The sequence below is a fragment of the Bradyrhizobium sp. GW821-FHT13H05 genome, from assembly GCF_058804065.1.
The window spans coordinates 18,845-31,099 of the sequence record NZ_JBXAPO010000002.1 but is presented as its reverse complement, the minus strand read 5'-3'; the positions used below and the strand labels follow the sequence as shown (position 1 = coordinate 31,099).

The window sequence follows — 12,255 nt, the reverse complement described above, 5'->3', positions numbered from 1 at the left end:
CGAGGAGGTCGCGGTAATCGGAGGCGACAGCCACAGATTGAGGTCACCATGGCAACCACGCGAGAGCAGCATCAGATCGTCGAAACCGCAACCGAGGCGCGCCAGGGCGAACCCGGGCCGACCGTGGCGGCGCTGCTCGCCATCTCGACCGGGCTCGCGATCCTGATCCTCGCCGTCATCTGGTTCGTGTTCTTCCGGACCTGACCGCCGGAACGGAGCGCCGCGGACCTTCCGACTCGCCGCGTAACGCGGCACAGTGCGCCCGCCATGCCATCGGCTCGTCCGGCGGCCCGGCGGGCGCAGTCGCGCCGGTGCGCGAGACATCGTATATGACCAAAAAGTAACGCGGCCGGTTCCCCGTGTTCATATTCAGTTCACGCCGGAATTGCTCATCTGGTGCGGTGTTCATGCGGCCCATTTCTGGAGAGAAGCGTGCGCCTGCTCGTTGTTGAGGACGACCCTGATCTCAATCGCCAGCTCACCAAGGCGCTGACGGACGCCGGCTATGTCGTCGACCGCGCCTTCGACGGTGAGGAGGGGCATTTTCTCGGCGACAACGAGCCCTACGATGCCGTCGTGCTCGACATCGGCCTGCCGAAGAAGGACGGCATCTCGGTGCTGGAGGCCTGGCGCCGCAACGGCCGCACCATGCCGGTCCTGATCCTGACCGCGCGTGACCGCTGGAGCGACAAGGTCCAGGGCTTCGATGCCGGCGCCGACGACTATGTTGCTAAGCCGTTCCATCTGGAGGAGGTGCTGGCGCGCATTCGGGCCCTTCTGCGCCGCTCCACCGGCCACGCCCAGAGCGAGCTCTCTTGCGGCCCCGTCACGCTCGACACCAGGACCGGCCGCGTCAGCGTATCAGGCAATCCGGTCAAGATGACCTCGCACGAATACCGGCTTCTGGCCTATTTGATGCACCATTCCGGGCGCGTCGTGTCCCGCACCGAGCTGGTCGAGCATCTCTACGACCAGGATTTCGACCGCGACTCCAATACGATTGAGGTCTTCGTCGGCCGCATCCGCAAGAAGCTCGACGTCGACATCATCCAGACCGTCCGTGGTCTCGGCTACCTCCTGACCCCGCCGCCCGCGCCGGGCGCTTGAGCCGTCCGGGCTTGACGGGCGGCCGAACAGGGGCCTTGGTCCCGTCATGACGTCCGACGCCATGCCACCCCGCGCCTCCGGGATCATTCCGATGCCCGCCAGCTCGCTTGCCAACCGCCTGTTCCTGTCGGCGACGGCGTGGCTCGTGGTGATCCTGGCCATCACCGGCGTCGTGCTGTCGTCGGTCTACAAGAACGCGACCGAGCGCGCCTTCGACCGCCGGCTCAATCTCTATCTGCGTACGCTGATTGCGGAGGTCGCGACCCCCGACGAGCCGCCGGACCGCCAGTTCCAGTCGCTCGGCGAGCCCCTGTTCGAGCTGCCGCTGTCCGGCTGGTATTGGCAGATCACGCGCACCGACACCGAGAAACCGGAGGTGCGCTCCTCGCGCTCGCTCTGGGACAAGAAGCTGCCGAAGCTGGAGGAGCAGGGTGCCGAGCTCACCGCCGCCGGTATTCGGCTCGCCTATGTCGACGGGCCCGAGGGCCAGAACCTGCGCATGGTGGAGCGGCCGGTCGATCTCGGCGCCGACGGCAAATTTCTCGTCAGCGTCGCCGGCGACGACACCGAGATCTTCGATGAGACGCGCAGCTTCGATTACTATCTCGGCGGCACCTTCACAGCGCTCGGCATCGTGCTGCTGCTGACCACGGTGTTCCAGGTCCGCTTCGGCCTTGCGCCGCTCAAGCGCATTTCGGAATCCATCGCCGACATCCGATCGGGGCGGGCGGAGCGGCTCGAAGGCGAATTCCCGGTCGAGATCGCGCCGCTGGCGCGCGAGACCAACGCGCTGATCGATGCCAATCGCGAGATCGTCGAGCGCGCCCGTACCCATGTCGGCAATCTCGCCCATGCGATCAAGACGCCGCTCTCGGTGATCGTCAATGAGGCCAGCGCACATGCGGCCGATCCGTTCGCGGAGAAGGTGATGGAGCAGGCGGACGTGATGCGCGACCAGGTCGCCCATCATCTTGAGCGCGCGCGCATCGCGGCCCGCGTCTCGGTCGTCGCGACCGTCACGGAGGTCGCGCCCGCCATCGAGGCGCTGCGGCGGACCATGGAGAAGATCCACCGCGACCGCGGCATCATGGTCGAGGCCAAGGCCGACCCGTCGGCGAAGTTCCGCGGCGAGCGGCAGGACCTGGAGGAGATGGTCGGCAATCTCGTCGACAATGCCTGCAAATGGGCGGCCTCCCGCGTCTTCATCGAGGTTCTGGCGGAGCCGCCGCACCAGGCGGGCGCCGGCCCGCGGCTGCGGATCATCGTGGACGACGACGGCCGCGGCCTGTCCGAGGCGGAGCGTGCCCAGGTTGCCCGGCGAGGCCAGCGGCTCGACGAGTCCAAGCCGGGCTCGGGGTTGGGGCTGTCGATCGTCACCGACCTGGCCGCACTCTATGGCGGCAACCTCTCGCTCGGTGGCGCGCCGATCGGGGGCTTGCGGGCCGAGCTGGTGCTTCCCGGAATATAATCCTCTGTTCCCAAGGGCTTATTTGGTCTTCCGGGCGTCGATCCGGAGCAAAACGGAGGCATTCGAGCCAACGTCCTCAACGGCTTCTTAAGGCGCCGCCTCCTATGATCGCGCCCGGACGCATCCTACGTCCGCCACTTTACCGTGCATTACCCGGGCGCATGAGCCAGACATCGATCGAGCGGCTGAGGGAATATCTCGCGCAGCTCCCGCCGCAGTCGCAGGCGCTGCTGATGCGGGAGTTCGAGCGCGCGCTTGAACGTGGCCAGGACACGGCTGTGGCAACCCTCGTGCTCGAGCAGCTGCGCAAGATCGTGCGCAAGAGCGAAGCCGACGAAGCCCTGCCGCCACGTACGGACGATCTGTCGCGGCTGCTGTTCCAGGCGCTGGAACCTTTCCTGGTCGAGGCGGGCGTGCCGATCCGGGTCGGCCAGATCCGCCGCTCCTCGCTCCAGCCGATCTGGCAATGGCTCGGCCGTGACGGTGCCCCGGACAAGCTGAACGAATTCGATGCGGCGCTGGCGCGCATGCCGACCGTGGACGGTGCGGGGCAGGTCGAGGCTCTCGCCCAGAAACTCCAGGCGGTGGCCGCGGACGCGATCTTCGCGTTGACGGGGCCGGGCGGCGGCGACAAGTCGCGCGCGCTCGCCCGTGTCGGCCCGCCCACCGTGATCGAGGACCTCTATTCGGTCGGGGCGGTGCTCCAGGTCCGGGAAGCCATCGCCACGCTGAACGAGAAGCTGCCGCGCTTCCTGCGCACCTTCGGCGATTCACAGATCGCCTCGGTGACCTCAGCGCTCAACATTCCCGTTCTCCAGACGCCGCAGATGCTGCCCTTCGCCCTGTCGGTCGTGGTGCAGCGGATGACCGCGCCGTGGCAGATCATTCGCCTCGCCATCAAGATCGCAGCCTCCGATGACGAGATCCGCGTCGCGGCGACGCCCTATGGTGTCGCCGTCACGATCGCTCTGCACGATCTGTCCTGCGTGGCCGCGATCCTGCGCATGGACATCAAGCGCGGCCATTTCGACACCGTCGCGGACAATCTCAAGGCGCTGCATGACGGCGTGCGCGGCCTGCGCACCGAGCTCGACCTGCGCAACGATTCCGCCTGGGGCAAGCAGCTGACCTCGATCCGCGCCGACATCTCCAACGCGTTGCAATCGGAGATCGACAGCGTTCCCGGCCGCGTTCGTCGCATCCTGCGCCAGCGCCCGGAGAAGGACATTCCACCGGGCGCGCGCATCGACAGCACCGAGGTCGAGGAAACCGCGGCGCTGATCGATTTCGTCGCGACCTGCCGCAACTATGCGAGCGAGCTTGCGATCAACGAGGTGACGCTGCGCACCTATTCCGACCTGCAGCAATATGTCGAACGCTCGACCGAGCAGCTGGTGCAGGCGCTGCGCTCCGCCGATCACAAGGTCCGCACCTACAGGCAGCAGCAGGTGCAGGCCGCGATTCGCTTCTGCCAGGTGCTGTTCGGCGATGATTATGCCTCGCTGATGAGCCGCGCTGCGGAGAACGCGCTCACAGGCGAGCGCAAATCGTCGCGCGCAAGCTGATTCAGGCGCATATTTTTGTGATCACAATTTGAGGTTGACGCTGCCGGTGCCGAGCCCTACGGTCACCGTGCAATCTTTTGGAATTTCTATCTGTGGGCGCATGAAACCCGTTATCAGCTCCGTCGAAATTGAGAACCGCGTCATTGTTGCCAAATATCAAAGGCTGATGGTCGGCGCGCAGGTGGTGCTGGTCGAGAAGGCAAGCGGTCGGCAGCTGCCCGAGACAACCACCAGGGTCGCTTCTCCGGTTCCGGTCGGGGCAGTTCGCATCAGATTGCCGGAGGCCATCAAGCCGGGAACATACTTCCTGAAGGCCTTCAACGGTCACGGCGAGGATGCCGCTCGGAGCGTGGACTTCGAGATCGCCTAACCCGTTGGATTTTCACCGTTTCGGGACTGTGCGCGCTCGCGCCAAATTGACAATTGTCAATTGCCGCATCGTCCGGCCGTGGTGTAAAGCCACCTGTGGGCGCGGCTCGCGCGCTGCCGGAAGCTTGCCTGATGACGCTATGGTTCGTGTTCGCGCTGATGACGGTCGCGGCGATTTTCGCCGTGCTCTGGCCGCTCGGCCGCGGCGAACGCGCGCAAAATCAGGGCAGCGAGGTCGCGGTCTACAAGGACCAGCTCGCCGAGGTCGAGCGTGATCTCGCCGCAGGGCTGATCGCCGCACCCGAAGCCGAAGCCGCGCGCGTCGAGATCAGCCGCCGGCTGCTTGCTGCGGCCGGCAGCGAGCCTGTCTCCGAGCCGAAATCCAGCCTCAAATGGCGCCGTGCCGCCGCCGTGCTCGCGCTCGTCGGCCTGCCGCTGGTTGCGATTGGCATCTACATGCCGCTCGGCTCGCCCTTGCTACGCGATTTTCCCTTGGCGCAGCGGGAGCGCGGGACCGGCTCCGGTATGGCGCAGTCGCTCGAGAACCTGGTCGTGCAGGTCGAGCAACATCTGGAAAAAAATCCGACTGACGGACGCGGCTGGAACGTGCTCGCGCCGGTGCTGGAGCGTCTCGGCCGCTTCGACGATGCGGTTCGGGCCTATCGCAATTCGATCACCTACAATGGCGAGAGCGCAGAGCGCAGGTCCGATCTCGGCGAAGCGATCGCCGCCGCCGCCAGCGGCGTGGTGACCGCCGAGGCGAAGAGCGAATTCGAGCGTGCGCACGCGATCGACGCCAATGATCCCAAAGCGAACTATTTCCTCGGGCTTGCCGCGGAGCAGGATGGCCGCAAGGACGATGCCGCCAATATCTGGCGTGCGCTGCTCGCAAAAGCGCCGGCCGATGCACCGTGGCGGTCTCTGGTGCAATCCTCATTGGCGCGGGTCGGCGGCGGCAGCGTGACCATGCCGGCGCTGTCTGACGAGACCATCGCTGCGTCCAAGGACATGAACGAAGGCGATCGCAGCGCGATGGTGCGTGGCATGGTCGAGCGCCTCGCCACGCGTCTCAAGCAGAACGGCGACGACGTCGAGGGCTGGCTGCGCCTTGTGCGCGCCTATCTCGTGATGGGTGATCGTGACAAGGCGGTCGGTGCTTCGACCGATGCCCGTCAAGCCGTTGCCAATGATGCCGCGCGGCTGCGCCAACTCAACGAAGGCCTCAAGACGCTCGGGCTCGACGGATGATGATTTCAGGGCGGGGCGAGCAGGGAATGGATACGCCATGACGCGCAAGCAGAGACGTATGACCATCATCGGCGGCTCGCTCGCCGTGCTCGCGCTCGCGGCCGCGCTGGTGCTCAACGCATTGCGCGACTCCATTGTGTTCTTCTCGACCCCGACCATGGTTGCCGAGAAGCACGTCGAGCCCGGCAAGCGGTTTCGTCTCGGCGGCCTGGTGCAACCCGGCTCGCTCCAGCGCGGTGACAATCTTGCCGTGACCTTCGAAGTCGCTGACGGCGGCGCAAAGCTTCCCGTTGCCTACAAGGGCATCCTGCCCGACCTGTTCCGCGAAGGGCAGGGCGTCGTCGCCGAAGGCGCGCTCGACGCCTACGGCGTGTTCAAGGCCGACACCGTGCTCGCCAAGCATGACGAGACCTACATGCCCAAGGACGTCGCCGACGCGCTGAAGAAGCAGGGACACTGGAAGGACGATTACGGTGCCCAGGCTTCCGGTGGGGCCAAGCCTGCGGCAACGACGGCGCAGGGCAACTCGCAGGGAGCCGTGCGGTGATCGCTGAAGCAGGACATTACGCGCTGGTGCTGGCGCTCGGCCTTGCGCTGATCCAGTCCATCGTGCCGCTGATCGGCGCACGCTTGCGCGATGACGCGCTGATGAATGTCGCGCGCTCGACCGCGCTGGCCCAGCTGCTGTTCGTCGGGGCGTCCTTTATCGCGCTCGTGACGTTGCACGTGAACTCGGATTTCTCCGTCGCGAATGTCTACGAGAACTCCCACTCGATGAAGCCGCTGCTCTACAAGATCACCGGCGTGTGGGGAAACCATGAAGGCTCGATGCTGTTGTGGGTGTCGATCCTCGCGTTGTTCGGCGGATTGGTCGCAGCGTTCGGCAACAATCTGCCGCTGTCGCTGCGCGCGCATGTGCTGGCCGTGCAGGCCTGGATCGCCAGCGCCTTCTATCTCTTCATCCTGATGACCTCGAATCCGTTCCTGCGCATCGTCAATCCGCCGATCGAGGGACGTGATCTCAACCCGGTGCTTCAGGACATCGGCCTCGCCGTGCATCCGCCAATGCTCTATCTCGGCTATGTCGGCTTCTCGATCTCGTTTTCCTTTGCCATCGCAGCGCTGCTGGAGGGACGGATCGACGCCGCCTGGGCGCGCTGGGTCCGGCCGTGGACACTGGTCGCCTGGATCTTCCTGACCCTCGGCATCGCGATGGGCTCCTACTGGGCCTATTACGAGCTCGGCTGGGGCGGCTGGTGGTTCTGGGATCCGGTCGAGAACGCCTCGCTGATGCCGTGGCTCGCCGGCACCGCGCTGCTGCACTCGGCGCTGGTGATGGAAAAGCGCAATGCGCTGAAGGTCTGGACCATCCTGCTGTCGATCCTGACCTTCTCGCTGTCGCTGCTCGGCACCTTCCTGGTGCGCTCGGGCGTCATTACCTCCGTGCACGCCTTCGCCACCGATCCGACCCGCGGCGTGTTCATTCTCCTGATCCTCTGCCTGTTCATCGGCGGCAGCCTGTCGCTGTTCGCGGGCCGCGCGACATCGTTGAAGCAGGGCGGCCTGTTCGCGCCGATCTCGCGCGAGGGCGCGCTGGTGCTGAACAATTTGCTGCTGACGGTCGCCTGCGCGGTCGTGCTGTTCGGCACGCTCTATCCGCTGGCGATGGAAGTGCTGGCCGATTTCAAGATGTCGGTTGGCGCGCCCTTCTACAATCTCACCTTCGTGCCGCTGTTCACGCTGCTGCTGCTGGCGGTGCCATTCGGGCCGATGCTGGCATGGAAGCGCGGCGATCTGCTCGGCGTGACCCAGCGCCTGCTCGCGGCCGGTGTTGCGGGCCTCGTCGCCGTCGCGATCGTCTGGGGCTGGGTGAGTGGCGGCAGCACGCTGGCGCCGCTTGCAATCGGGCTCGGCATCTTCGTCATAGCCGGCGCGGTGACCGACATCGTCGAGCGCACCGGCGTCGTGCGGCTGCCGTTCGCTACCGTGCTGCACCGCGCCCGCGGCCTGCCGCGCTCGGCTTGGGGAACCGCGTTCGCCCATGCCGGCCTCGGCGTCGCGCTGATCGGCATCGTCTGCGAGACCACCTGGAACAGCGAATATATCGCGACCATGAAGCAGAACGACGTCGCCCATGTCGCCGGCTACGATCTCAAGCTCGACGGGCTGTTTTCGCGCCAGGGCCCGAACTTCCGCGAGATGATCGCCGAGTTCAACGTCAGCCGCGACGGCGAGACGCTCAGCGTCATGACGCCGTCCAAGCGCAGCTTCACCACGCGCGGTTCTTCTACCACCGAGGCCGCGCTGCTGACGCGCGGCGCAAGCCAGCTCTACGTCTCGCTCGGCGACGCCAACGCCGAGGGTGCCATCGCCGTGCGCATCTATCACAAGCCGCTGGTGCTGCTGATCTGGTGGGGACCTGTTCTGATGGCATTCGGCGGCATGCTGTCGCTGTCCGACCGGCGCCTGCGAGTCGGCGCGCCAAAACCGGCACGGGCCAAGCAACGTCTCCAGCCGGCGGAGTGAGCCGATGCGTCGGATGATCGCCATGATCGTCGCGCTGATGCTGCTGGCTTTGCCGGCGGTGCACGCGGTGCAGCCCGACGAGATCATGTCGGATCCCGCGAAGGAGTCGCGTGCGCGCGACCTGTCGCGCGAGCTGCGCTGCATGGTCTGCCAGAACCAGTCGATCGACGATTCCGATGCGCCGCTGGCGCGCGATTTGCGGCTACTGGTGCGTGAGCGCATTGCGGCCGGCGACAGCAACTCACAGGTGCTCGATTTCCTGGTCGCCCGCTACGGCGAGTTCGTGCTGCTCAAGCCGCGCTTCGAGCGGCAGACCATGGCGTTGTGGCTGCTTGCGCCGCTGCTGCTGATTGGCGGCGGCCTGGCGCTGTGGCTGCAAATCCGCCGGCGCGCGCGAAGCGGTGCAGACGTACCGGCTCCGCCGCTCACGCCCGAGGAAGAGGCGTGTGTCGCAGCCTTGATGTCGGAAGAACCAAAGTTGCCCTGACCTGAGTAATGATACTTAGGCCGCTGCCACGGCGTGTTTCATGCTCTGTTGACCTTTGTCTGGAAGCTTGGCGCAAGATTCGATTCCAGACTTTTGAGTCCTCAGCGATGTTCACGAACAGCAATCTGACGATCCGCTTCCTGGTTGGCGCCGTCGTCGCTGCATTATTGTTCCTGCTGGGCATCGGCGGCGGCACCGGGTTTGTCGCGGTGCTCTATCTCAACAACGAGATCACCAGCCTCTCGTCGGACTTCGCTGCGCTCAGCGGCCCCGCGCGCGACCACGCGATGCTGATCTACCAGCAGGCGCAGACGGCGTTCTCCTATTTCCTCATCGCGTGCGGCGTGATCGCTGTCGTCGCTGTCGCGATCTGCCTCACCACCTGGTTCGCCGTGCGCAATGGGATTCTCAACCCGCTCGCGGCGATCGTGCATGCCATGCGCGAGGTCGCCGACCAGAAGTTCGAGACATCCGTTCCGGGGCTCGGCGGCACCAACGAGATCGGCCTGCTCGCAGGGGCACTGGAGGTCTTCAAGACCAATGGGATCGAGCGGCGCCGTCTCACCGAGCAGCAGCTCCATGAAGCGCAGCATCAGGCCGAGCGGTCGAAATTCCTCGACGCGCGGATCAGGCGTTTCAACGATCTCGTCGCCAGCGTCGTCGACAACGTGGCGTCGTCGGCTGTGCATCTGAAAAGCAACGCCGAAACGCTGTCACGGACCGCCAACGATACCAGCACCAAGGCCAACGCGGTCGCAAGCGGTGCGAGCCAGGCCAGCGCGAGCGTGCAGACGGTCGCGGGCTCCGCCGAGGCGATGACGAATTCGATCGGTACCATCAGCCGTCGCGTCACCGATGCGACCCAGCGCGCCGAGGGCGCCGCTGCGCAAGCCGAGAAGAGCCGCGACACCATCCACACGCTGTCGGACGCCGCCGACAAGATCGGCGAGGTCGTGCAGCTCGTGCAGGCGATCGCATCGCAGACCAATCTGCTCGCGCTCAACGCCACCATCGAGGCGGCGCGGGCTGGCGAAGCCGGCAAGGGCTTTGCCGTGGTCGCCTCCGAGGTGAAGAGCCTCGCGCACCAGACCAGCAAGGCGACGGAAGAGATCACCTCGCACGTCGCCAGCATCCAGGGCATCACCGCGGAGACGCGCGGCGCGATCGACGGCATCTCCAAGACGCTGTCGGAAATCTCGTCGATTATGTCCGGCATCGAGGTCGACACGGCCCAGCAGCGCAACGCCACGCAGGACATCACCCGCAGTGCGCAGGACGCCGCACACGGAACGCTCGACGTCTCCAATCACATTATCCAGATCACCTCGACCTCGGCGGAGACCGGACGGATGGCGGCCGAGGCGCGGGATTCCGCCGTCGACCTGTCGCAGCAGAGCGAGACCCTGAAGCGCGAAGTCGATGAGTTCATCGCCAGCGTCAGGGCGAGCTGAAGCGCCGCAAAGCTGCCTCCCGCGCGCATCACGGGAACCCGAATAAGTTCCTGTAAGACCATGACTTTCCGCCTGCGATAAACCGCCGCATCGGTTCGGTCCTTTATTACAAAAGTTTAACCCCGCCGCCAGCGCGCGGTAAGGCGGGAGCCCCCATCTTCAGGTCCGCAAGGTGCTGCTGTCAGGCACCAAAAGGAATTCAAGGCCCTGGAGATCCCTGTATGACCGACCGTATCGACCTCTCGAACCTTCCGTCCTACCGGCAGCCCCGCCGGTCGGTTTTCTCGGCCCGCAGGATCGCGCTGATGGCTTCGGTCGTCGCTGGCCTTGGGATCGCCGTCCACGGCTTCAGCCCGTCGACCTCGCCTGCCGATCTATTCTCCAGTCCGGCGCATGCGCAGGTCAACAACGAGGTCCGGAAGGTCGAGCGTCCGATCGGCTTCGCCGACATCGTCGAGCGTGTGAAGCCCTCGGTGATCTCGGTGAAGGTCAACATCAAGGAAAAGACCGCGAGCAACGATGACGGCGATGATTCCTCCTCGCCGTTCCAGCCGGGCTCGCCGATGGAGCGCTTCTTCCGCCGCTTCGGCGGTCCGGATGGTATGCCGGGCCTGAAGGGTGGCGGTCGCGGCCGCGTCGTGCAGGGCCAGGGCTCCGGCTTCTTCATCTCGGCCGACGGTTTTGCCGTGACCAACAACCACGTGGTCGACGGTGCCGACAAGGTCGAGGTCACCACCGACGACGGCAAGACTTATACCGCCAAGGTGATCGGCACCGACCAGCGCACCGACCTGGCCTTGATCAAGGTCGAGGGCAGCTCGAACTTCCCGTTCGCCAAGCTTGCCGACGGCAAGCCGCGGATCGGCGACTGGGTGCTCGCGGTCGGCAATCCGTTCGGCCTCGGCGGCACCGTGACCGCCGGCATCGTCTCGGCCAGCGGCCGCGACATCGGCAATGGTCCCTATGACGATTTCATCCAGATCGACGCGCCCGTGAACAAGGGCAATTCCGGCGGTCCGGCGTTCGACACCAATGGCGAAGTGATGGGCGTCAACACCGCGATCTACTCGCCCTCCGGCGGCAGCGTCGGCATCGCGTTCTCGATTCCCGCCAGCACCGTGAAGAGCGTGGTGGCGCAGCTCAAGGACAAGGGCTCGGTCAGCCGCGGCTGGATCGGCGTGCAGATTCAGCCGGTGACATCAGACATCGCCGACAGCCTCGGCATGAAGAAGGCCGAAGGCGCGCTGGTTGCGGAGCCGCAGGCGAATGGTCCGGCGGCCAAGGCCGGCATCGAGTCCGGTGATGTGATCACCTCGGTCAACGGCGAATCCGTCAAGGACGCCCGTGAGCTCGCCCGCACCATCGGCGGCCTGGCGCCCGGCGCGACCGTGAAGCTCAACGTGCTGCACAAGGGGCAGGACAAGGTCGTGAACCTCACCCTCGGCCAGCTGCCGAACACGGTCGAGGCCAAGGCCGACATCGACAAGGACAGCGACAAGGGTGCGAGCAAGGGCACCGACGTGCCGAAGCTCGGCATGACCGTTGCGCCCGCCAATTCCGTCGCCGGCGCCGGCAAGGAAGGTGTTGTTGTCACTGAAGTCGATCCGAAGAGCGCTGCGGCTGAACGCGGCTTCAAGGAAGGCGATGTGATTCTCGAAGTCGGCGGCAAGAGCGTGGCCTCCGCCGGCGACGTCCGCGACGCCATCAACACGGCGCGGACCGACAACAAGAACAGCGTCCTGATGCGCGTGAAGAGCGGCGGCCAGTCGCGCTTCGTCGCGATCCCCCTCGCCAAGGGCTGAGGGGTCAGGAGCCCAGGAGACGACAAGAGATGAGGGGTGTCGCCGGCATCAGTCGCCCCCGCCGCCGACGCCCTTCGGGGGAGCAGCGTAAATTTCGCTTCCCCAGTCTACCTTCCGGTGGAATTACGCCCCCCTCCGTCGGAAGGCCTAGGGCGGTGAGGTCCCCCCAGCTTCACCGCCCGCCCTTTTTCTCGCTCCGAGACTCTTCCGCTCGGCTTGCATGCGATTGCCG

11 protein-coding genes are annotated in these 12,255 nt (G+C 65.7%); all 11 read left to right on the top strand.

What is annotated here, in order from left to right; genetic code table 11:
- The first annotated feature begins 48 nt into the window (after positions 1 to 48).
- On the top strand, positions 49 to 204 hold the full coding sequence (locus AC1RR3_RS04725; protein ID WP_492819872.1) for a hypothetical protein: 156 nt from the start codon (positions 49 to 51) through the stop codon (positions 202 to 204).
- 228 nt (positions 205 to 432) lie between these two features.
- Positions 433 to 1,107, top strand: coding sequence for a response regulator transcription factor (locus AC1RR3_RS04720; RefSeq protein WP_211382948.1), 675 nt, complete (start codon positions 433 to 435; stop codon positions 1,105 to 1,107).
- 91 nt (positions 1,108 to 1,198) lie between these two features.
- The gene (locus AC1RR3_RS04715; RefSeq protein ID WP_492819869.1) at positions 1,199 to 2,575 is read left to right on the top strand and encodes an ATP-binding protein; all 1,377 of its coding nucleotides are present in this window, start codon (positions 1,199 to 1,201) and stop codon (positions 2,573 to 2,575) included.
- Between the two features lie 161 nt (positions 2,576 to 2,736).
- Complete coding sequence (locus tag AC1RR3_RS04710) at positions 2,737 to 4,140, top strand: hypothetical protein (protein WP_492819867.1); 1,404 nt, start codon at positions 2,737 to 2,739, stop codon at positions 4,138 to 4,140.
- Between the two features lie 100 nt (positions 4,141 to 4,240).
- Positions 4,241 to 4,510, top strand: coding sequence for a hypothetical protein (locus AC1RR3_RS04705; protein WP_492821395.1), 270 nt, complete (start codon positions 4,241 to 4,243; stop codon positions 4,508 to 4,510).
- A 131-nt stretch (positions 4,511 to 4,641) separates the two neighbouring features.
- The gene (gene ccmI, locus AC1RR3_RS04700) at positions 4,642 to 5,757 is read left to right on the top strand and encodes a c-type cytochrome biogenesis protein CcmI (protein ID WP_492819865.1); all 1,116 of its coding nucleotides are present in this window, start codon (positions 4,642 to 4,644) and stop codon (positions 5,755 to 5,757) included.
- A gap of 37 nt (positions 5,758 to 5,794) precedes the next feature.
- A complete protein-coding gene (gene ccmE / locus AC1RR3_RS04695; RefSeq protein ID WP_492819863.1) occupies positions 5,795 to 6,304 on the top strand; it encodes a cytochrome c maturation protein CcmE in 510 nt (169 codons plus the stop codon).
- Positions 6,301 to 8,283 carry a heme lyase CcmF/NrfE family subunit gene (locus tag AC1RR3_RS04690; RefSeq protein ID WP_492819861.1) on the top strand — a complete coding sequence of 661 codons (1,983 nt, stop codon included), beginning with the start codon at positions 6,301 to 6,303 and terminating at the stop codon, positions 8,281 to 8,283. The genes ccmE and AC1RR3_RS04690 overlap by 4 nt, the downstream gene beginning before the upstream one ends.
- 4 nt (positions 8,284 to 8,287) lie before the next feature.
- Positions 8,288 to 8,770: a cytochrome c-type biogenesis protein gene (locus tag AC1RR3_RS04685; protein WP_492819859.1), complete on the top strand. Its 483-nt coding sequence runs from the start codon at positions 8,288 to 8,290 to the stop codon at positions 8,768 to 8,770.
- Positions 8,771 to 8,877: 107 nt separating this feature from the next.
- Positions 8,878 to 10,221, top strand: a complete 1,344-nt coding sequence (locus tag AC1RR3_RS04680) for a methyl-accepting chemotaxis protein (RefSeq protein WP_492819857.1) — start codon at positions 8,878 to 8,880, stop codon at positions 10,219 to 10,221.
- Between the two features lie 221 nt (positions 10,222 to 10,442).
- Positions 10,443 to 12,023: a Do family serine endopeptidase gene (locus AC1RR3_RS04675; RefSeq protein WP_492819855.1), complete on the top strand. Its 1,581-nt coding sequence runs from the start codon at positions 10,443 to 10,445 to the stop codon at positions 12,021 to 12,023.
- Positions 12,024 to 12,255: the final 232 nt, after the last annotated feature.

Bases quoted from the DNA above. Each gene is read 5' to 3' on its own strand.
- AC1RR3_RS04705 (WP_492821395.1), top strand. From the start codon at position 4,241: ATGAAACCCGTTATCAGCTCCGTCGAAATTGAGAACCGCGTCATTGTT.
- AC1RR3_RS04685 (WP_492819859.1), top strand. From the start codon at position 8,288: ATGCGTCGGATGATCGCCATGATCGTCGCGCTGATGCTGCTGGCTTTG.
- AC1RR3_RS04710 (WP_492819867.1), top strand. From the start codon at position 2,737: ATGAGCCAGACATCGATCGAGCGGCTGAGGGAATATCTCGCGCAGCTC.
- AC1RR3_RS04675 (WP_492819855.1), top strand. From the start codon at position 10,443: ATGACCGACCGTATCGACCTCTCGAACCTTCCGTCCTACCGGCAGCCC.
- ccmI (WP_492819865.1), top strand. From the start codon at position 4,642: ATGACGCTATGGTTCGTGTTCGCGCTGATGACGGTCGCGGCGATTTTC.
- AC1RR3_RS04715 (WP_492819869.1), top strand. From the start codon at position 1,199: ATGCCCGCCAGCTCGCTTGCCAACCGCCTGTTCCTGTCGGCGACGGCG.
- AC1RR3_RS04725 (WP_492819872.1), top strand. From the start codon at position 49: ATGGCAACCACGCGAGAGCAGCATCAGATCGTCGAAACCGCAACCGAG.
- AC1RR3_RS04680 (WP_492819857.1), top strand. From the start codon at position 8,878: ATGTTCACGAACAGCAATCTGACGATCCGCTTCCTGGTTGGCGCCGTC.
- ccmE (WP_492819863.1), top strand. From the start codon at position 5,795: ATGACGCGCAAGCAGAGACGTATGACCATCATCGGCGGCTCGCTCGCC.